Here is a 21940-nt window from a genome sequence, read left to right on the forward strand (position 1 = left end):
ATTACAGGCCGCTAGTGTACTGATTCCCGCCCCCGGTAGCGAGCCTCGCCAGCGCCCGGCGCGCTATGGCGACGATTGCTTGCCAGCGGCTATGGCTGGCCCAGTCGCTGGTGTATACTCCGGCGCTTAATTTTTCACCGCCTGTTCAGAGTCAAAATCTATGGTGCAACAACTGTTCGAATTCGTGATCAACCATTGGATCTTATCGACCATCTGGGTTGCATTGCTGGCGGCCTTGCTGGTCACTGAAAGCAGCAAAGGCGGCAAAGGCGTAACGCCGCAACAAGCCACCACCCTGATCAATACCAAGGATGCGAAAGTCGTCGATCTGCGCACCAAAGACGAATTCCGCAAAGGCCACTTGCCGGGCGCCATCAACATTCCGTCGCGCGATTTCGCCAACCGCATGAGCGAGCTGTCTGCCTACAAAGAAACACCCATTATTCTGGTTTGCAAAACCGGCACCAGCGCTGGCGCCAGTGGCGCTTTGTTGAATAAAGCCGGCTTCAAGCAATTGCACAAGCTGCGCGGCGGCGTACTGGAATGGCAAAATTCCAGCCTGCCGCTGGTTAAGTCTTAACAGCGTTTCGGCGAGGCTCGCATCATGGCACAGCAACCCAAGGTCACGCTTTACACCACCCGCTGGTGCGGCTTTTGCGCCCGGGCCAAGGATCTGCTGGAGCGCAAGGGCGAGCCTTATCTGGAAATTCCGGTCGATGGCGAGCCGGAAAAACGCCAACAAATGATGCAGTTGAGCGGCCGTCACACGGTGCCGCAAATCTGGATCGGCAAAATCCATGTCGGCGGCTGCGACGATCTCTACGCCCTGGAGCGCAGCGGTCAGTTGGATTCGCTGCTGAGTCAGGCAGGCGAACAACCCTAGCGCCGACATTTTCCCGTTTACTACCGGAGTCATCATGAGCGAACAACAAAAACCCCAATTTGGCATCCAACGCATCTACACCCGGGACGTTTCTTTCGAATCACCAAACACCCCTGCCATCTTCCAGCAAGAATGGAAACCGCAGGTCAAACTGGATCTGAACACCAAAACCCGCGCGCTGAATGAAGGCGTGTACGAAGTGGTTCTGGTTGTGACCGTTGAAGCCAAACTGGGCGAGCAGGTCGCGTTTCTGGTGGAAGTGCAACAGGCCGGCATTTTCAATCTGGCGGGTTTCAACGACGAAACGCGTGACCAGATGGTCGGCGCTTACTGCCCGTCACTGTTATTCCCGTACGCCCGTGAAGCGGTTGATTCCGCCGTCACTAAAGGCAGTTTCCCGGCGCTGATGCTGGCGCCGGTCAATTTCGACGTGCTCTACCAACAAAGCAAGCAACAGCAAGGCGAGGCCGCTCAGACCACCAACTGAGTCCAACAACAACATTGCCGGGAGCGAGGCCGCTGTATGACTGCGTCTCCCGCCATTTGGCCGCGCCAACACGACGGCCATGATTCGCCCGCATCAACCAAGGGGCGATGAAACAAGAGGGCTGTTCGTGCACCAGGGTGACAAGCGGTCACCTCTACTGGCCGCGTTTCAACAAAGCCCCTTGCCCCAGGCAGTCTGTAGCGGGACAGGGCAACTTCTCCAGGCCAATGCGGCCTGGCAACGCTGGTTTGGTACGACAGGCGACGTCGGCGATGTTTCGCTCGGCGCCTGTTTGCCTGTACTGAACAGCGATTACCTCACTCAACTGGGCGACCATCACCGCCTGGTCACCAGCGCCGTCGATGGCCAACGCCTGCAGGTGCGCCTGCAACGTTTCAGCGGCGATGAAGAAACGGGCTTTATTGTTCACGTCGAAGCCGACAGCGATGACCGCTGCCTGCAACAACGGCTGACACCGCTGTTTGAATCCAGCCTCGACGGCATTGCCTTTATCGGCACCGACGGCAATTACCAACTCGCCAACCCGGCTTTTCTCGACATGCTCGGCCGCAGCGCCGATGCCGTCATCGGCCAGCCATTCACCGATTTCATCACCGCCGATCATCTGGCCGGTAACACCGCCGAACTGCAACGCCGATTAATGGCCGGCGAAATGGACGGCCTGTTCGAGATTCACTACAACCACGCCGACGGTCACTGGGTGCCCGCGTCGATCCGGCCGGTGCTGATCACCGACGCCGATGGCAACCCCGAAGGCGTCTGGTCGATCAGTCGCGACAGCACCTTGCGCAACCAATTGATCGAAAGCCTGACCAGCAGCGAACGCCGCTTTCGCGCTCTGTTCCGCAACAGCCTCGATGCCATTGCCTTCTGGACCGAAAACCGCCAATTGCGTTACGCCAACCAGGCCTGTCTGGACATGACCGGCTACAGCCGCGAAGAGCTGAGCCATCTGAGCTTTACCGATTTGCTGTCGCCGGAATGGGAAGACACCGCACTGGAGTTCGATCGCCAACTGAAAGAACGCGGCTACACCGACGTCATCGAAACCGACATTCTGCGCAAAGACGGCGAAGTGGTACCAATCTCCATCCGCGCCAGCGCCTTTCGCGATAACAAGGGTGAGGTCAACGGCTCCTGGTTCATTCTGCGCGACATCAGCGGTTACAAGCAGGCGCTGAACCAATTGCGCCACAGCCAGAACATGCTGCAACAGACCAACCGCATGGCGCGCATCGGTGGCTGGGAATACGACAGCCTGAGCAAAACCTTTACCTTCACCGATGAAACCTACCGCATTCTGGCGATTCCACAGACCTACGACCGCAGCCTCGACAGCATTCTCAAGCTGTTCAACCCCGGCTCGCAAAAACGCCTGCTGCACGAAGTCGCACGCACCAACGACAGCGGCCAGCCGGCCGACTTCGACGTCCGCCTCGACGGCTTTGAACCGGCACGCTGGTTGCGCATCAGCGCCCAAACCGCCATCGATTCCAGCGACCGCACCTACGTCGTCGGCGCGATTCAGGACATCTCCGAATTCAAAGCGCGCCAGCGCAGCCTGGAAAACGACCGCGATACGTTCCAGCATCTGGCGTTCCACGATCCGCTGACCGGCCTGCCCAATCGACTGTTACTGGAAGACCGCTTCCAGCAACTGAGTTTCACCGCGCAACGACGCAGCGGCCACGTCGCCATCCTGGTGATCGATCTGGACGACTTCAAAGTGATCAACGACCAGCGCGGCCACCCGGCCGGCGACGCGCTGTTGCGCGCCATCGGCGACCGGTTACGCAATTGCGTGCGCCAGTCCGACACAGTGGCGCGGCTGGGCGGCGACGAGTTCATCGTGCTCGCCAGCCTGGACAGCGCCGAAGAAGTCGAAACCATCGCCACCAAGCTGTTCAACGAATTGCAATTACCGATCGATTGGAACGGCCAGCAACTGAACAGCCATTGCTCGATGGGTGTGGCGGTTTACCCGCATCAGGGCGGCGATTTCAACAGCCTGTACGAGGCCGCCGATCAGGCCATGTATCAAGCCAAGGCCGGCGGTAAAAACCGCTACCTGGCGTTTGTTCCGTCCTGATCAGCGAGGCTCGATGATTGGCGCTGGCGCGTCGATGAAACAAGTGTTTCAATGCTGAAAGACTTGTTTCATGAGCATCCCATGCCGCTGTCCGAACGCATTCAACAACATTGGGCCGAATTGCCGCCGACCGAGCGGCGCGTCGCCGAATTCCTGCTGGCCGAAGCCAACCGCGCGGCGACCTACTCACTGACCGAACTGAGCCAGTTGCAGGGCGTCAGCAAAGCCACGGTCAGCCGGTTGTTTCGCCGCCTCGGCTTTGACGATTTCAACGCCGCGCGCGAAGTGCTGCGCCAGTCGCCCAACGCCGGCAGCCCGCTGGTGCAACGGCATGGCGGCAATACCGATCTCGACAGCCATCTGGCGCAGGAACGCGCCAATACCCAAACCTGGCTGGGCACCGACCGTCTCGATGCCTTGATCGAAGGGCTGTATCAGTCACGGCGGCTGTATTGCCTGGGTCTGCGCAACAACTTTCCACTGGCGTTGCACGCCGAAACGCAGTGGCTGCAATTGCGCGCCGGTGTGCAGGCGTTGCCGCGACCGGGGCAATCGCTGTCGGAGCAACTGGGCCCGCTGGAAAGTGACGACTGGGTCGTACTGTTCGGTTTGCGGCGCCGGCATCAGGGCTTCCGCCGACTGGTCAGTCAGTTGCTGGCCGGCCCGGCCAAGCTGGTGTTGATCAGCGAACCGGGCTATTTGCCGCCGGGCAAGCCGGATCACCATCTGGTGCTGCCGCTCGAATCGACCGGCCCGTTCGCCAGTTATTCGGCCCCGATGAGCTGGGTGGCATTAATCGCCAACGGCATGATGCAGCGGTTTCCGCAGGCCACGCGCGATCGCATTGAACGCATCGAGCAGAGTTACCATCGCCTGGACGAATTGGAACCCTGATCGACCTTGCCTAAGAAACATTTGTTTCTTAGTATTTTCAATATGAAACACCCGTAACCGGATGCCACGCTCATGCCTTATGCCATCACCAGCCCTCATTATCTGGCCACCGACGCCGGTGCCAGCGTTCTGGCCGATGGCGGCAGCGCCATTGAAGCCATGGTGGCCACCGCTGCGGCCATCGCCGTCGCCTACCCGCACATGAACAGCCTCGGCGGCGACGGTTTCTGGCTGATCAGTCCGGCCGGCCGCAAACCCATCGCCATCGATGCCACGGGCTGCGCCGCCGCCGAGGCCAGCATTGATGGGTATCGCGCTCAAGGTTTCGACAACATTCCCGAACGTGGCGGTTTATCGGCATTGACCACAGCCGGCGCCGTCGCCGGCTGGCAAGCCGCATTGGATTTGTTACCCAGCCACCGGCCGCTGGCCGACTTGCTGGCGCCGGCACTGGACCTGGCGCGCGGCGGCATTCCGGTCAGCCACAGTCTGGCGGCAGCATCGAACAAAGTCTGGACCGACCTGAGCAACGAAGCCGGCTACAAAACCATTTACGCCCCTGAAGGCCGGCCATTGAATGCCGGCGAAACACTGATTAACCAACCCCTGGCCGATACGCTCGATCATCTGGCGGTTTCCGGTCTGGCCGACTTTTACCAGGGCGACATCGGCCAGACGCTGGCGCGCAGCCTGGAGCTGGCCGGCAGTCCGCTGCGACGCCGGGATTTGCAACACTATAAAGTCCGTCAACCCCAAGCCCTGACCACCCAAACCCGCGACGGCGATCTGTTCAACTTCCCGGCACCCACTCAAGGCCTGGCGTCGCTGATGATTCTGGCGTTGTTCGACCGGGTGCGCGATCAGGCCAAGAGCGAGGCCGACCGCGTGCATTTGCTGATCGAATGCACCAAACTCGCCTTCCGCGCACGCGACCGCCTGGTGTGTGACCCGGACCACGTTACCGCCGATTACCATCGACAACTCGATGACACCCATCTCGACGCACTCGCCACCCAAATCCGCCTGAACCGCGCCCAGCCCTGGCCGCATCCAGCCGAACCCGGCGATACCGTCTGGTTCGGCTGCGTCGACGCCGACGGCACCATGGTCAGTTACATCCAAAGCCTGTATTGGGAATTCGGGTCCGGCGTCGTCTGCCCGCAGACTGGCATCGCCTGGACCAACCGCGGCCTCAGCTTCAAGCTCGACGATAACCACCCGAACCGACTGCGCCCCGGCGCACGCCCGTTCACCACGTTGAACCCGGCTTACGCCAGCTTGGGCAACGGCGACCGCATCGCCTACGGCACCATGGGCGGTGAAGGCCAACCACAAACTCAGGCGGCGTTGATGATGCGGCATTTGGTGGAAGGCCAGTCGTTGCAAGACAGCATCGCCGCCGGCCGCTGGCTGCTTGGCCGCACCTGGGGCGACACCAGCAACAATCTGAAACTGGAAGCGGACCTGGCAAACCGGATTGCCGCCGATCTGCAAGCACGCGGCCACGATCTGGTCAGCGTGCCCGAACACAGCGAAATGATGGGGCATGCTGGCGCCATTCGTCGCACCGCCGACGGCCGCTTGGAGGCCGCCACCGATCCACGCAGCGACGGCCGTGCCGTCGTGCAAAACTGACTTCAGGAGATTCTAAATGGACACAGTCAGCTCGGCCCTGCCGTTAATTCTGACCCTGGCCGCCACCGGCGTCTTTGCCGGCATTCTGGCCGGTCTGTTGGGCGTTGGCGGTGGCATTGTCATCGTGCCGGTGTTGTTTTTCGTGTTTCAGGGGCTGGGTGTGTCGGCCGATTCATCCATGGTGATTGCCACCGCCACCTCACTGGCGACCATCATCCCGACATCACTTTCCTCGATTCGCGCCCACCACGCCAAAGGCAACGTTGATTTCGCGCTGCTGAAAATCTGGGGGCCTTTTGTTTTAGCCGGCGTGCTGCTCGCCAGCTATCTGGTCACCATCGCCGAAGGCGTCTGGCTGACCACGCTGTTCGGCGTCATCGCCACGCTGGCCGCGCTGAACATGCTGTTGCGTGCCAGCAGCCCGCCGATGTTTCAACGCCTGCCGAGCAAGGCCGGCCAGTCGATCATGGCGGCCTTGATTGGTCTGTTCTCGGCGCTGGTCGGCATCGGCGGCGGCACTTTGAGCGTGCCGACGCTGACCGCCTGCAATTACCCGGCGCACCGCGCTGTCGGCACCGCCGCCGCCATCGGCCTGATCATTTCGTTGCCGGCAGCCGTCACCCTGCTGATTGCCGGCCAGACACCGGCCGACGCCCCGGCGGGCACTTACGGCCTGGTCAACTTGCTCGGCTTTGTCTGCATCGTGCCGCTGACGGTGCTGTTCGCTCCGGTGGGCGCACGCATCGCCCACGCACTGGACGCCGCCGTGCTGAAAAAAGTCTTCGCCGTTGTGCTGCTGATCACCGGCCTGCGCATGCTGGCGCAAGTCATTCTCTGATTTTGATGTGTGGAGCGCCTATGACCGGCCCTGAACACCAACGCCTGAACCCACCGCCACGCCTGTTGATGGGGCCGGGGCCAATCAATGCTTATCCGCGTGTGCTGAATGCGCTGTCGACGCAACTGATCGGTCAATACGACCCGGTGATGACCGGCTATATGAATGACGTCATGGCGCTGTATCGCGGCGTCTTCGACACCCGGAACCGCTGGACCTTGATGGTCGATGGCACCGCCCGAGCCGGCATCGAAGCGGTGCTGGTCTCGGTGATTGAACCAGGCGACAAAGTGTTGGTGCCGGTGATGGGACGCTTCGGGCATTTGCTGGTCGAAATCGCCGAACGCGCCGGCGCCGAGGTGCATACCCTCGACGTGCCCTGGGGCGAAGTAGCCCAGCCGGAGCAAGTCGAAGCCGCCATCAAAGCCGTGCGGCCCAAGTTGCTGGCGACGGTTCAGGGCGACACCTCCACCACCATGCTGCAACCGCTGGCCGATCTGGGTGCGCTGTGCCAACAGTACGACGTGCTGTTTTACTGCGACGCCACCGCCTCCATCGGCGGCAACGAACTGCAAACCGACGCCTGGCATCTGGATGCCGTCTCTGCCGGTTTGCAGAAATGCCTGGGCGGCCCGTCCGGCATTGCACCGATCACGCTGAGCGACCGCTTTGTCGACGTTATCCGCCGCCGTCACCACATCGAAGCCGGCTTGCGCAGCGACGATCTGGACGCCGAGCTCGGTCCGCGCATCCGCTCCAACTATTTCGACCTGCCGATGATCCTCGACTACTGGAGCGAAGCGCGGCTGAACCACCACACCGAAGCCACGTCCATGCTGTACTGCGCGCGCGAATGCGGCCAGCTCATGGCCGAAGAGGGTCTGGATGCCTGCGTCGAACGCCACCGGATGCACGGCAACGCCATGCTGGCGGGGCTTACGGCGATGAACCTGAAACCCTACGGCAACCTCGAGCACCGCATGAACAACGTCTGCGCCGTCTACATTCCCGACGGCATCGACGGCGAAGCCGTGCGCGCTGTGTTGCTGAACGACTTCAACATCGAAATCGGCACCTCGTTCGGGCCGCTCAAAGGCAAGGTCTGGCGCGTCGGCACCATGGGCTACAACGCCCGCCTCGATGCTGTGCTCAGCACCTTGTCAGCACTGGAACATTGTCTGCGTCGTGCCGGCCATTCGTTTACTGCCGGCGCTGGCATCGACGCCGCTTACCAAAGCTACCGGAGTCTCGGATGAGTTCGATTGGAGTAAATGCACTAAAATGGTGCGACGAACTCGCCACCCTGACCGCCACCCCCGGCCAGATGGAACGTTGCTATCTGACTGACCAACATCGCCAGGCCAATGCGCTGGTCGCTTCCTGGCTCAAAGACGCTGGCTTACCGTCCTGGCAAGACGCAGCGGGCAACCTGTGGGGACGTTTACCGGCAACCAACGACAACGCCCCAGTGGTCATTCTCGGCTCGCACCTCGACACCGTACCCAACGGCGGCATTTACGACGGCATTCTGGGTGTCGTACTGCCGTTGCTGGTGATGATTGAACTGAAACAACAAGGCATCGCGCTGCCGTTCCACCTTGATCTGGTCGGCTTCGGCGACGAAGAAGGCAGCCGGTTCAGCTCAACGCTGCTCGGCAGCCGCGCAGTAATCGGCCAGTGGGACCCGAACTGGGCGGCGATCAAAGACGCCAACGGCATCACCCTGGCGGACGCCTTCGAACGCTTCGGGCTCGACATCCACCGAGTGGGCGAAGCCAGCCGTGCCAGTGATTCGGTGCTCGCTTATCTGGAAACGCACATCGAGCAAGGCCCGGTATTGGAAGCGGAAAATTTGCCAGTTGGCATCGTCACCGCCATCGCCGGCGCGCGCCGCTTCAACATCGACTTCACCGGCATGGCCGGCCACGCTGGCACGGTGCCGATGCACTTGCGTCGCGATGCGCTTGCCGCCGCCGCCGAATTCATTTTGATTGTCGAGAAAGTCGCCCGCGAACACGGCGTCACCGCGACAGTCGGGCGGGCGTCAGCCAAGCCTGGCGCCGTCAATGTGATTGCCGGTTCAGCCCAGGTCAGCCTCGACATACGCAGCGAAAAAGACGCCGAACGCGACGCCGCCCTGACAATGATCTGGGACACCGCCAAAGTGGCTTGCCGCGAACGCGGTATCGACATGGGCTGGCAGGAAATTCACGCCGCCCCGGCGGTCGCCTGCGACGACCGACTGCAAAGCTGCCTCGCCAGCGCCATCGAAAAACACCACATCCACCCGCGTTACCTGCACAGCGGCGCCGGCCACGACGCCATGGCGATGGCCGCCATCTGCCCGGTCGCCATGCTGTTTGTGCGTTGCAAAGGCGGCATCAGCCACCATCCGGATGAATCAATTACTGCCGAAGATGCCGACATCGCCGGCCAGGTATTGCAAGACTGGATTCTGGAATTGGCTGCCCGCCAGGGCTGACCAGACGCTCAGGCCCGATACACCCCAACATTGGTAAAGCCCGCGTCCTGCAGATGCAGGGCGTGCAGCTTGCTCATCACGCCTTTGTCGCAATACAGCAAATACTGCTTGCTGGCGTCGAGTTCGGCGAAGCGGCGGTTGAGGCTGTAGAAAGGAATCTGCATGACATCACGATCGGCCAAAGCCAGCGGTTCAGCCTCCGCTTCGGTCGGGTGGCGCACGTCGATAACGATGGCCTTGGCGTCAGTAATAACCGGCAAGCTCTGGTTCAACGACTCGACATCGGCCCAGCTCAGTTGATCGACGTTTTCGATGCGTCGCTCAGCAATCGCCGCTTCCAGCACCGCCATATCAAAGGCTGCTTCGGCTTCCAGCAACGCCGGCCGTTTGCAGGCCGCGTTCGGCTTGCGCGAAATCACGCCGCAGTATTCCGGCATGCGTTCGGCAAACGACGCGGTACCGATGGCGCGCGCCTGATCGATGATGTCCGGTTTGTCGGACACGATCAGAGGGCGAATCACCATCCGATCAGTCACTTCGTCAATCAGATTCAGGTTCGGCATGGTCTGGCTCGATACCTGAGCCAGGCATTCGCCGGTCACCAGCGCCGGAATGTTCTGTTCTTCCGCGATGCGCTCGGCCGCACGCATCATCATGCGCTTGAGCACCACGCCCATGTAGCGGTCTTCAACCTGAGTCAGAATTTCCTCGACCACGCCTTCAAACGGCACCGAAATAAAGTGCGTCTTGTGCGAGGCGCCGTACTTCTTCCACAGATAATAAGTGACTTCTTTAACGCCGTTTTCGTGCGCCGCGCCACCCAAATTAAAGAACAGAAAATGGTTCTTCACGCCACGGCGCAACATCTGGAACGCCGCCACGGTAGAATCGAAACCGCCACTGACCAGCGTCAGCACCGACTCCTGCGTACCCAGCGGATAACCGCCCAGCCCCGGTCGTTTGTTTTGCACCACATAGAAGCGGTTGTGTTTGATCTCAAGCCGGATTTCCAGATCCGGATTCTTCAGCCGCACACCCGCCGCCTGGCTTTTCTGGTTCAAACCCCCACCGACGTAGCGCTCAACATCAATGGAAGTGAAATCGTGTTCGCCGATGCGCTTGCAGCGCACGCAGAAGGTTTTACCGGCCAGCGCCTCACCCCAAACGCTCAGTGTTGCCTCAACCATGGCGTCGAAATCGGTCAGCGGAAATTCCAGCACCGCCTGCACCTGGCTGATGCCCGGCACGCATTCCAGCGCCTGGGCGACGGCTTCGTTGACGACCTCAGCGGTGTCGTCAGGCGTGCGCACCCGTATCGCGTCCCAGTCGTTATGCACCTTCACCTCAGCGCAGATGGGCCGCAGCACATTGCGCAGATTCTGCGCCAGGCTCTTGGTCATCAACTGACGCACAGGCTTGGTTTTGATGGTGATTTCGGGGAACAGCTTGACGATAAACTTCATGCGTCAGGCCAGACAGATGCGCAACTTTTGAGGGTCGCGGAGTATAGCCTGAAGGCGCTCAGTTTTCATCCAAAGACCCCATTCAAAACCATGCACCAAAATCGCGCATCACAAGAGGGCGTGCGCCACAAAATCGCACAACATTGGTGCACAACCAAATCAAAACCAAACCGGAAAAGTGCCTTGAACCACCGTATTACCAGCCCCTTAGCGAGCACCAATGCGTGGCATAAGATTTGCTCAAAGCCTCGACACTGGTCACACTGCGGGTGCTCTCGCACCGGCATGACAACAACCTTTGGTGGATCGGGTGCGCAACGCTATCAGCGTGCACCTTAAAGGTGCCGCCCAGTGCGACACCGAAGCCGCATACAAAGCTCACCGGCCCAATTGGCCGTTCAACCTGGAGATACACAATGTCAGCGAAAACGCTCAAGCTGCTCAAAGACATCGACGCCAAATGGGTCGATCTGCGCTTTACCGACACCAAGGGTAAAGAACAGCACGTTTCAATCCCGGCCAGCGAAGTGGATGAAAACTTCTTCGTCGACGGCAAAATGTTCGACGGTTCCTCCATTGCTGGTTGGAAAGGCATCAACGAATCCGACATGATCCTGATGCCGGACGACGAAACTTCTTTCGCCGATCCGTTCTTTGAAGACGCGACCGTTGTGATCCGCTGCAACATCGTTGAGCCGTCCACTGGCGAAGGCTACAACCGCGACCCGCGTTCAGTCGCTCAGCGCGCTGAAGCCTATCTGAAATCCACCGGCCTGGGCGACACCGCCATGTTCGGTCCGGAACCGGAATTCTTCGTTTTCGACGACATCCAGTGGGGCGCAGACATCTCTGGTGCCTTCTACAAGATCAACTCTGAAGAAGCCGCCTGGTCATCTGCCAAGGTCTTCGAAGACGGCAACATGGGTCACCGTCCGACCATCAAAGGCGGTTACTTCCCGGTTCCTCCGGTCGACAGCCTGCACGACATCCGCGCTGCCATGTGCGACGCCATGGAAGCCATGGGCCTGACCATTGAAGTACACCACCACGAAGTCGGCACTGCCGGTCAGTGTGAAATTGGCGTTGGCGCCAACTCCCTGACCAAGAAAGCCGACGAAGTGCAAATCCTGAAATACGCGGTTCACAACGTCGCTCACGGCTACGGCAAAACCGCTACTTTCATGCCGAAACCGCTGGTTGGCGATAACGGCAACGGCATGCACGTTCACATGTCATTCTCCAAAGACGGTGTTAACCAGTTTGCGGGTGACGACTACGCTGGCCTGTCTGAAACTGCCCTGTTCTACATCGGCGGCATCATCAAGCACGCGCGCGCTCTGAACGCTTTTGCCAACGCTTCTACCAACTCTTACAAGCGTCTGGTTCCGGGCTTCGAAGCTCCGGTCATGCTGGCTTACTCAGCCCGTAACCGTTCGGCTTCTATTCGTGTGCCTTGGGTTTCTTCTCCGAAAGGCAAGCGCATCGAAGTCCGTTTCGGTGACCCGACAGCTAACCCGTACCTGATGTTCTCTGCCTACCTGATGGCTGGCCTCGACGGCATCAAGAACAAGATCCACCCGGGCGACTCTGCCGACAAGGATCTGTACGACCTGCCGCCGGAAGAGAAAGACAAGTACCCAACCGTCTGCTCCAGCCTGGAACAAGCGTTGAACGCCCTGAGCGCCGACCGCGAATTCCTGAAAGCCGGCGGCGTATTCGACGACGACATGATCGACGCTTACATCGAACTGAAGATGGAAGAAGTCACTCGCATCCAGATGACAACGCATCCGGTCGAGTTCGACATGTACTACTCGGTCTAAACCGAAGCTAAAAAAGTTTAAAAAAGAGAGTCAAAACAAAGCCGGCCTTGCGCCGGCTTTTTTGTGTCCCAACACTTAAAATTGAATTAACACTTCAACTCCGGATATAAAATTCACCCAGCCAATAATTCTATAATCAGAAGCCTTTGCTTAGAAATTTCGCATATACCCATCTACTATGCACCATACACTCCAGCGAACCCCTACGCTTAGAAAAGGAATCTATAAAATGAAGACTACATATATAATTGGAGCAGGGGCAAGCATGGATTATGGCTTCCCTACCGGAGATAAATTAAAAGAAGACATCTCCACAATGTATCGTAAAAACGATGATGGCACGTTCAACAACGATCAAGTTAACTCTTATTACAATAAGCTTGTGACAACCTTTAAAAATAAAGAGTATTTGTCATTGGATCATGAGGCACACGAACTAAACTCAGCACTCCCAACCGCATTTTCAATAGATAACTACTTGGATGCCCACAATGAGAAAGCAGATCGATTGTTATATGGAAAGCTTGGAATTCTCTACACAATAAATAAATATGAAAAAGCATCACCTCTTTGCATCAGAAAAGAGCCGGATAAACAGTTCAACACGGAGTTACTTAAAAAAAGCCCTTGGCATCTTTCATTTTTCCATAGCCTCATAGAAGGGTGCGACTTTGAAAGATTCAAGAATAGAATAGAAGATATAACTTTAATCATATTCAACTATGATCGATGCATAGAGCAATTCCTTTTACTGGCCATTCAAATATATTATGAAGTCGACGAAGAAAGTGCTAAAGACTCAATACGATCCCTTCAAATAATTCACCCATATGGCTCTATCGGGAAACTACCTTGGCTTGCAAACTCATCTTCATACAGTCTTGATTATGGCCAAAACATTGTTTTTGGCAGCATGCAATCAATTGCAATTTCTAATGAATTAAAGACTTTCACAGAAGAATTAAACCCAAAGGAGTCGGAGATTGCAGATGCAAAGACCGCGCTATTTAATTCTAGTCGAGTTGTTACACTGGGTTTCGCATTCCACCATATGAACTTAAAACTATTAAGCATTTCGGACTTTAACGATCTATTCATAGACAATGAAAGAACACTATTCGGAACTGCATTCAACATATCCAAATCAGATATTGAGTCGATAAAAGCAATGTGCCAAAAATTCCTAAAAATCAGCCATAGAAATATTGCATTAAGCGACCAAAAGTGCGACGCATTTTTCAACTCTTATAGATTAAGCCTTAACTACGAAAGATAAGAATATGAAAAGGATATCACTTAGTTAGTTCAGCGTAATTTCAGAAACCAAACCACTGCCAAATAATTTCCGATTTACGAGGAAAATTGAATTTATCTACCGAGAATCAACATCTAAACTTAGGATTGCTATATTCCTATTATAATAAAAGCGGGCATCGCCCGCTTATTATTCAATCGCCATCAGCGATCACAAACTCAAACTCTTATCCCCACGCGCCACACCGGAAACCCCAGTGCGGGCGACTTCCAACACCGTTGAACCCGACAGCGCTTCCAAAAACGCGCTGACTTTTTCTTCGTTGCCGGTGACTTGCAGGGTGTAAGTCGTTGGCGTTACGTCGATGATCTGGCCGCGGAAGATGTCGCAGGTGCGTTTCACTTCTTCGCGCTGGGCGCCGGTGGCGCGAACTTTCACCAGCATCAGTTCGCGCTCGATGTGCGCGCCTTCAGTCAGGTCGACCAGTTTGACCACTTCGATCAGCTTGTTCAGGTGCTTGGTGATTTGCTCAACCACCTTGTCTTCACCAATGGTCACCAGTGTCAGCCGCGACAGCGTTTCGTCTTCGGTCGGCGCTACGTTGAGCGATTCGATGTTGTAACCGCGTTGCGCAAACAGACCCACGACACGCGCCAAAGCACCGGATTCGTTTTCCATCAGAACAGAAATGATGTGTCGCATGATCAGGTCCTCTCCGTCTTGCTCAGGAACATGTCGGCCATGGCGCCGTTCGGCACCTGCATCGGATACACATGTTCGTGCTGATCCACCAGCACATCGATAAAGACGACTTGATCGCGAATCGCCATCGCTTCTTCCAGCTTGCCTTCCAGTTCATCGGCGGATTCGATGCGAATGCCTTTGTGCCCGTAGGCTTCGGCCAGCGCACAGAAATCCGGCAGTGAATCGAGGTAGGAATTGGAATAACGCGACTCGTAATTCATGTCTTGCCACTGGCGCACCATGCCCAGGTAGCCGTTGTTCAGACACAGAATTTTCACCGGCAGTCCGTATTGCTTGCAGGTGGAAAGTTCCTGAATGTTCATCTGAATTGAGCCTTCGCCGGTCACGCATACCACATCGGCTTCCGGATAGTTCAACTGCACGCCCATGGCCGCCGGAAAACCGAAGCCCATGGTGCCCAGGCCACCGGAATTGATCCAACGGTTGGGCTTGTTGAACTTGTAATACTGAGCGGCAAACATCTGGTGCTGGCCAACATCCGAGCAGACGTAAGCGTTGCCATTGGTGACGCGGCTCAGCGTTTCGATAACGAACTGAGGCTTCATGCGCTCGGAATCGTCGGTGCGGTAACGACCGCCGTGACGCTGACGCCATTCGTCGATGCGACCCCACCATTCGCCCAGGGCTTCTTCATCGACCTTCAACTTCATCTGGTCGATCTGCTCGAGCATTTCCTTCAACACCGGCTTCACCGGACCAACGATTGGAATATCGGCGGTGACGGTCTTGGAAATCGATGCCGGATCGATGTCGATGTGTACGATGGTCGCATCCGGGCAGAACTTGCGGGTGTTGTTGGTGACCCGGTCGTCGAAGCGCGCACCAACGGCCAGAATAAAATCGGCGTTGTGCATCGTCATGTTGGCTTCGTAACTGCCGTGCATACCGAGCATGCCGACGAACTGACGATCGGTGCCGGGATAACCGCCCAGGCCCATCAGCGTATTGGTCACCGGAAAGTTCAGCGTTTGCGCCAGCGTGGTTAATTCCTTACTGGCCTTGCCCAACACCACGCCGCCACCGGCGTAAATGATCGGCCGTTTGGATTGCATCATGGCCTGAACCGCTTTGCGGATCTGGCCGCTGTGGCCTTTCTTCACCGGGTTGTAGGAACGCATCTTGATGCGGTCCGGGTATTCGTAGGGGAACTTCTCGTTCGGCATGGTCATGTCTTTGGGAATATCGACAACGACCGGGCCAGGCCGACCACTTTCGGCAATGTAGAACGCTTTCTTGATGATGGTCGGAATGTCCGCCGGGTTCCGCACTGACATATTGTGTTTCACGATAGGCCGCGACAGACCCATCATGTCGGTTTCCTGGAACGCATCATCGCCGAGCAGATGGCTCATCACCTGGCCGGTGATAACGACCATCGGCACCGAATCCATGTAGGCGGTGGCAATGCCGGTAATGGCGTTGGTAGCACCAGGGCCGGACGTCACCAGAACGACGCCGGCCTTACCCGAGGCGCGCGCATAAGCGTCGGCCATGTGCGTTGCGGCTTGTTCGTGGCGAACCAGAATGTGTTTAACGTCGGACTGCTTATGAATGGCATCGTAGATATGCAGCACGGCGCCACCGGGGTAGCCGTATACATATTCAACGCCTTGGTCTTTTAACGAACGGATCAGCATTTCGCCGCCGGAGAGCATTTCCTGCTCGGCGACAGGGGCGGGTTGTGTCATGACAAACACCTGTGTCTGAGACCCAAGAACGGCGCCCTTCCCGAAGTTGGAGCGACTTCAGCCCGTATTCAAATCACGCCGCCGGTAAGCGACGCCACCAATACAGCCGGCCGGTTGAGGACGAACCTGCAACTCGGACACCGGCATTGCTGCCTGGATCGGGTTCAATGGACCGCCGGTTTGGGGCCGGCAGTTGGGGGAGTGTAGCGGGTTGAGGGGCTGTGTGCCACAGCCGGGAGACGCTTGACGGGAGACGGGAAACGCTGATTACGGAGCGCTGCGCTCACCTAACTGGCGTCTGGCGTCAGCGCAGCGTGCGTTAAGCGTCTCCCGTCATCAAGACAACTGAAATCGCTCCAATTGCTGGCGCAATCGGTCGAATTCGGTATTGGCGGCTTCCAACACCTGACCCGTGCCTTTAATGGCTGCGGCGCAGCTGGTCGCGATGACACCAATGTTCTCCGCATCGGTGTTGATCTGCTGGCTCATCGCCTGCTGTTGGTTGGTGGCCGAACTGACGCTGGTCATCATCTCGGCGATGGTTTGCACACTGCGATAAATGTTGTCCATGGTGCCAGCGTTTTCACGCACTAAACGCGTGGTCGATTCGGTTCGGCTGCTGCTCTGCTGCATCGATTCCAACGCCTTATCACTGGCAGCGCGCAACTTGGTGGTAATGACTTGTACTTCTTCGGTAGACGATTGCGAACGCTGCGCCAGCTTGCGCACTTCATCGGCCACCACCGCAAAACCACGCCCCTGATCACCCGCGCGAGCCGCTTCAATGGCCGCGTTCAACGCCAGCAAATTGGTCTGTTCGGCAATTTCGTCGATGGCTTTAAGGATGTCGGTGATGCTGGAAATTTCGATGGATAAGGTATTCACCATATCCGAGGTCTGCTGAATTTCAGCGTCCAGCGACTCCACATCACTGTTCAGTTGACGCACATTGGCCTGGCCGTTCTGGTTCATTTCCTCACTGGCCAACGCTTGCTCGTTAGCGCCTTGAATGTTGCGGGCAATTTCGTCGTTACTGATGCTGAACTCATGGATCGCCGAGACAATGCTAGCAATGTTGTCCTGTTGTTCATCGACCTTGTTGATCGAGCCTTGCAACGTTTCGCGCGTCTGATTGAGGTTGCCGTAAACACTGCGGGAGGTATCCAAGGTACTGCGAATGGTTTCCACCATCTGGTCCAGATGATGGTTGATCGAATCGGCAATGTCGGCAATTTCGTCGCGGCCGCCCGGATTCATGCGCAAGCTGAGATCCAATTCATCCGACACCCTTTGTAACGTCGCACGCATACCGCCAATGCGTCGCGGCAAGGTAATACTGACCGACAACGCCAAAATGGCGCATGGCAAAAGAATGCACACCAGCATGCCAATGCGGAACCAGAACCAGCGTTGCGCACTGTGCAATTCGGCCTGGGCAAAATTGCGAATGTCTACGCCCAGGCTGTCGGACATCGATTTAATATCGCCAATGCGCTGCGTTGCCAGGGCAAACCAATTGTCCGGCCCGGTCACTTGGCTTAAGTCCGTCTGCGCCAAATAACTCGACACCAGTTGTTCGATACGTTGCCAATGGGGTTGTTGTTCGAACGCATCCAATTGCGCCAGATAACGCGCATCGGCGTACTCATCAAACTGCTGCAAATAGTTGCGTTCGCCAATCAAAAACCCACGAATTTGTGCTTGCTGTCCTGCGTTACTGTTGCCGGACTTATAGATGTTGTTCATCAAACCGCGCACCTGACCCGCCCTTTCCTTGAGCCACAGCAACGACAACCGCGCACGCAACATGGCGCGCAATTGTTTGCTTTGAATCGGCGTAACGGACGAATCCAAACTGAGTAACGCAGCCGTGTTTAAATCGGAGTAATAACTGAACGCTGGTACGCCGGGTGTTAACCGATCGACCTGTGTGCGCAACGAAGCCTTACCGTTTAATTGTTCTATAACCGGATCAAACGCATTGTGAAAACTGCGCTCGGAAATGGATGGAAAATCGCTCGGTTTTGCGTTCTTTACTGCCTGTTCAGCAGCGTCCGCCTTGGCGCGTTGTTCGTCCAACGCCGCACGCCCCTGGGTGCCGCCGCTGCCCAGAAAGCCCGCCGTTAACCCGCGCTCAACCGCGTGCTCATGCGCCACCGCATCGAGCAGCGCCGTCATCCGTGCCAGCTCAACAGCCTGCCGACTTTCAATGGCCGTTTGCCGACCCTGGAAAATTAAAATGCTCAAATAAATGGTGGCAATAACGATGGGAAATCCGGCAGCCAATAACAGGATTTGACTGATCGATAGGCGAGGTTGCAGCTTCATTGATGCCGAGCTCCTTGGCGAAACTGCATTTGAGTTTAGTGGGTTTACCGAAATTGCAAGCGAAGGGGCGCGAATGCGCCCCTGTTGAACACCGAGCGAATGAAAATCCCATCAAAGTGCCAACAAAGCAGTTAATTCGAACACCCTTTTGCCGGCATTTTTCTGACGATCAGGCGTTTTCCTTTAAGCGTACAGCCTCTCGCTGGCGTAATAAGCCGAGCAAATCAGTACTGTTTTGGCGATGTCAAAGACAGCTCGCATCAGCAACGCCAATATGACCGTCAATAATGAAGACGCGACCACGCCCACACTGTTGATTGCTAAAATCATTGCCGTTGAGTCGCCTTTAATGATCCAACTCCATAGCGACCAAAAATACGAGATCGAACCTACAGCAACCCCTATCCATCCGAGAACATACATGACAGTTACAATGATCTTGCCGTATCGTTTCGGAGGTTTAATCTGATCTCGGGATAAATCCGTGCTTTCCGAACCATCCACATACCACTGACCTTCAATTAATTTCCCCGAGTAAAACCCGTCTTTAATCATCCGAATAACCTTATCGGTATCCATGCCTTTTTGTTCCGCGAACCGCTCAACTGGAATCAATTCTTTTGAATCCTGAATTTCCATGTTCAAAACACTCCTTTGCTGAATAGTTTTTAGTGCCTCACTTTTTATTAAAACCCTCAGACGCTCGCTTAACGGAAACAACCACACCCATTAAATAACCGACTGAGCCAAACAAGCGAGGTCGTGCCAGATAACGGTGATCAAAATTTATTGTCAAACCCAGCATGCCGTTTTCTCAGAGCCGTTCACAAAGTATTGGATGTAAACCAGTCCGGGATTTTGCCAACGCAAAAAAAGAGGGCCCAAACGCCCTCTTCGTGAAACAGAAATGCAGTGCCCCTATCAGGCGTCTTCCGTCAAGCGTTTCGCATCTCCCGCGCCAGCGAACCGCTGGCGCAACACCTTCGCCGCCGACACCATAGCCGCCAGCGCCGGTTGCACTTCTTCCCAGCGACGCGTTTTCAATCCGCAATCTGGATTCACCCAAAGCCGTTGGGCCGGTATCACCTTGGCCGCGTTTTCCAACAATTCGACCATGGCTTCGACGCTGGGGATGTTCGGTGAGTGGATGTCGTACACGCCGGGGCCGATGTCGTTCGGGTAATCGAAATCGCGGAACGCATTCAATAAACGCTTGTCGGAACGAGAGGTTTCGATGGTGATGACGTCGGCGTCCATACGCGCAATTGATGCGATGATGTCGTTGAATTGCGAATAGCACATGTGGGTATGAATCTGCGTTTCGCTGGCGACGCCACTGGCGGTTAAGCGGAACGCATCGACGGCCCAGTCGAGATACTGCTGCCAGGCGCGGCGGCGCAACGGCAAACCTTCGCGCAACGCGGCTTCGTCGATTTGAATAATGCCGATGCCAGCCGCTTCCAGGTCGAGCACTTCATCGCGCAGCGCCAGCGCAATTTGCTGCGCGGTCTGTGCACGCGGTTGATCGTCGCGAACGAACGACCAATTCAGAATCGTCACCGGGCCAGTCAACATGCCTTTCATCGGCCGGTTGGTGAGACTCGCCGCATAGCGCGCCCAACGGACTGTCATCGCTTGCGGGCGGCTGACATCGCCGAACAAGACCGGCGGTTTTACGCAGCGTGAGCCGTAACTTTGCACCCAGCCGAAGCGGGTAAACGCAAAGCCGTCGAGTTGTTCGCCGAAGTATTCCACCATGTCGTTGCGTTCGGCTTCGCCGTGCACCAGCACATCAATGTCGAGCGCTTCCTGCGCTGCCACTGTGGCTTCAATTTCCGCTTCGATGCGCGCTTCGTAATCGGCGGCGCTGATCTCGCCCTGGCGGAAATCGCGCCGGGTTTGGCGAATGTCGGCGGTCTGTGGGAAGGAACCGATGGTCGTGGTCGGGAATGCGGGCAGTGGCCGCGCCATTTGCTGTATGGCGTGGCGTTCCGAAAACGGCAACTCGCGCGCCAACGGTAATTTTGCCAACTCGGCCAGTCGGTTTCGCACGGCTTCGTTGTGCAGTCGCGGCGAACTTAATCGACCGCGTGCAATCTTCGCCGCCGCCTGCAATTCGACTTCAGTAACGGCGTCCGGCTGGTCGGCCAACGCGCGTTTCAGCAAACCGATTTCACCGAGTTTTTGCACCGCAAAACTCAGCCAGGATTGCAGTTCGGTATCGAGGTCGGTTTCCTGATCGCGATCAACCGGCACATGCAGCAGCGAGCACGATGGCGCCACCCACAGACGGTCGCCCAATTTCACTTGCGCAGCTTTGAGTGTGTTCAACGCTGCCTGCAAATCGGTGCGCCAGATGTTGCGACCGCTGACGATGCCGACAGAGAGAATTTTGCACGACGGCAACCAATCGGCCGCTAAGGTCAATTCGTCCGGCGCGCTGACGGCATCGACGTGTAGACCGGCCACCGGCAGGTTGCAGGCCAGCGTCAGGTTGTCTTCCAGACCGCCAAAATAGGTCGCCAGCAGCAGTTTGACGCGCGCCGCTTTCAGGCGGTGATAAGCCTGTTCGAATGCCGTGCGCCAGGCTTGCGGTAAATCGAGCACCAGCGCCGGTTCGTCCAGTTGCACCCATTCGACACCGGCTTCAGCCAGACGGTCGAGCACTTGGGCGTACACATCCAGCACGCGCTCCAGCAACGTCAGACGATCAAATTCACCGCCAACAGCGCGCGCCAACCACAGCCAGGTGACCGGGCCGAGCAACACCGGCTTGGGCGTAAAACCGGCGACTTGTGCTTCGGCGACTTGCTCGAACAAGCGGTCGGTCGAGAGCGCAAAGGTTTGATCGGCCGTCACTTCCGGTTCCAGGTAGTGGTAGTTGGTGTCGAACCATTTGGTCAGCGTGCAGGCCGCGGCGGGTTGGCCGCTCGGCGCCCGGCCACGGGCCATGCGGAAATAGGTGTCGAGATCGACGTCGCCGCCATTCCAGCCAAAGCGTTCCGGTACGACGCCAAGCAGCGCGCTGGTATCGAGTACCTGGTCGTAAAATGAGAAGTCACCGACGCTGACAAAATCCAGTCCGGCCTCTCGTTGATGCTGCCAATTCTGCAAGCGCAGTGAACGCGCCAATTGTTGCAGGTCGGCGGCCGAGCGTTGGCCGGACCAGTATTCTTCGAGCGCAAATTTGAGTTCGCGGCGCGCGCCGATGCGCGGAAAGCCAAGGCTGTGAGCGACGGTCATGGTCGTTCCCTGTCATCTATGTATGTTGGCGACAAAGTCTGACTTC

At 57.1% G+C, this 21940-nt stretch carries 17 protein-coding genes; 11 read left to right on the forward strand and 6 right to left on the reverse strand.

Annotation, left to right across the window (positions count from 1 at the left end; genetic code table 11):
- Positions 1-160 precede the first annotated feature (160 nt).
- The 9 genes from DW349_RS13385 (at position 161) to DW349_RS13425 (ending at position 9329) form a co-directional block, all read left to right on the forward strand.
- The gene (locus DW349_RS13385) at positions 161-580 is read left to right on the forward strand and encodes a rhodanese-like domain-containing protein (protein WP_108126454.1); all 420 of its coding nucleotides are present in this window, start codon (positions 161-163) and stop codon (positions 578-580) included.
- Positions 581-604: 24 nt separating this feature from the next.
- On the forward strand, positions 605-883 hold the full coding sequence (gene grxC, locus DW349_RS13390; RefSeq protein WP_108126455.1) for a glutaredoxin 3: 279 nt from the start codon (positions 605-607) through the stop codon (positions 881-883).
- Positions 884-917: 34 nt separating this feature from the next.
- Positions 918-1370 carry a protein-export chaperone SecB gene (gene secB, locus DW349_RS13395; RefSeq protein WP_108126456.1) on the forward strand — a complete coding sequence of 151 codons (453 nt, stop codon included), beginning with the start codon at positions 918-920 and terminating at the stop codon, positions 1368-1370.
- A gap of 292 nt (positions 1371-1662) precedes the next feature.
- The gene (locus DW349_RS13400; protein ID WP_162824644.1) at positions 1663-3480 is read left to right on the forward strand and encodes a sensor domain-containing protein; all 1818 of its coding nucleotides are present in this window, start codon (positions 1663-1665) and stop codon (positions 3478-3480) included.
- Positions 3481-3561: 81 nt separating this feature from the next.
- Positions 3562-4374 (forward strand): MurR/RpiR family transcriptional regulator, encoded by an 813-nt coding sequence (locus DW349_RS13405; protein WP_157954404.1) that lies wholly within the window; start codon positions 3562-3564, stop codon positions 4372-4374.
- A gap of 72 nt (positions 4375-4446) precedes the next feature.
- On the forward strand, positions 4447-6009 hold the full coding sequence (locus DW349_RS13410; RefSeq protein WP_108126459.1) for a gamma-glutamyltransferase family protein: 1563 nt from the start codon (positions 4447-4449) through the stop codon (positions 6007-6009).
- Between the two features lie 16 nt (positions 6010-6025).
- Complete coding sequence (locus DW349_RS13415) at positions 6026-6847, forward strand: sulfite exporter TauE/SafE family protein (RefSeq protein WP_108126460.1); 822 nt, start codon at positions 6026-6028, stop codon at positions 6845-6847.
- A 20-nt stretch (positions 6848-6867) separates the two neighbouring features.
- Entirely contained in the window at positions 6868-8103 is a 1236-nt protein-coding gene (locus DW349_RS13420) for a pyridoxal-phosphate-dependent aminotransferase family protein (protein WP_108126461.1), read from the forward strand.
- Complete coding sequence (locus DW349_RS13425) at positions 8100-9329, forward strand: allantoate amidohydrolase (RefSeq protein ID WP_108126462.1); 1230 nt, start codon at positions 8100-8102, stop codon at positions 9327-9329. Before DW349_RS13420 ends, DW349_RS13425 begins: the two co-directional genes overlap by 4 nt.
- Positions 9330-9337: 8 nt before the next feature.
- Here DW349_RS13425 and thiI read toward each other — a convergent pair whose 3' ends face one another.
- Positions 9338-10792, reverse strand: coding sequence for a tRNA uracil 4-sulfurtransferase ThiI (gene thiI, locus DW349_RS13430; protein WP_108126463.1), 1455 nt, complete (start codon positions 10790-10792; stop codon positions 9338-9340).
- A gap of 416 nt (positions 10793-11208) precedes the next feature.
- On the opposite strand from thiI, the gene glnA reads away from it, so the two are divergent.
- Both glnA and DW349_RS13440 read left to right on the forward strand, forming a co-directional pair.
- A complete protein-coding gene (gene glnA, locus DW349_RS13435) occupies positions 11209-12615 on the forward strand; it encodes a glutamate--ammonia ligase (protein ID WP_108126464.1) in 1407 nt (468 codons plus the stop codon).
- A gap of 229 nt (positions 12616-12844) precedes the next feature.
- Positions 12845-13891 carry a hypothetical protein gene (locus DW349_RS13440; protein WP_108126465.1) on the forward strand — a complete coding sequence of 349 codons (1047 nt, stop codon included), beginning with the start codon at positions 12845-12847 and terminating at the stop codon, positions 13889-13891.
- A 189-nt stretch (positions 13892-14080) separates the two neighbouring features.
- Here the strand turns inward: DW349_RS13440 and ilvN are convergent, their stop codons facing one another.
- The 5 genes from ilvN to metE all read right to left on the reverse strand — a co-directional run bounded on the left by ilvN (position 14081) and on the right by metE (position 21894).
- Complete coding sequence (ilvN, locus tag DW349_RS13445) at positions 14081-14572, reverse strand: acetolactate synthase small subunit (protein WP_108126466.1); 492 nt, start codon at positions 14570-14572, stop codon at positions 14081-14083.
- Between the two features lie 2 nt (positions 14573-14574).
- Positions 14575-16323, reverse strand: a complete 1749-nt coding sequence (locus DW349_RS13450; RefSeq protein ID WP_108126467.1) for an acetolactate synthase 3 large subunit — start codon at positions 16321-16323, stop codon at positions 14575-14577.
- A 336-nt stretch (positions 16324-16659) separates the two neighbouring features.
- Complete coding sequence (locus tag DW349_RS13455; protein ID WP_108126468.1) at positions 16660-18651, reverse strand: methyl-accepting chemotaxis protein; 1992 nt, start codon at positions 18649-18651, stop codon at positions 16660-16662.
- A gap of 183 nt (positions 18652-18834) precedes the next feature.
- Positions 18835-19290 (reverse strand): hypothetical protein, encoded by a 456-nt coding sequence (locus DW349_RS13460; RefSeq protein ID WP_108126469.1) that lies wholly within the window; start codon positions 19288-19290, stop codon positions 18835-18837.
- A gap of 282 nt (positions 19291-19572) precedes the next feature.
- A complete protein-coding gene (gene metE, locus DW349_RS13465) occupies positions 19573-21894 on the reverse strand; it encodes a 5-methyltetrahydropteroyltriglutamate--homocysteine S-methyltransferase (protein ID WP_108126470.1) in 2322 nt (773 codons plus the stop codon).
- Positions 21895-21940 lie beyond the last annotated feature (46 nt).

This window comes from Saccharospirillum mangrovi (genome assembly GCF_003367315.1).
GTDB classification, from domain to species: Bacteria; Pseudomonadota; Gammaproteobacteria; order Pseudomonadales; family Natronospirillaceae; genus Saccharospirillum; species Saccharospirillum mangrovi.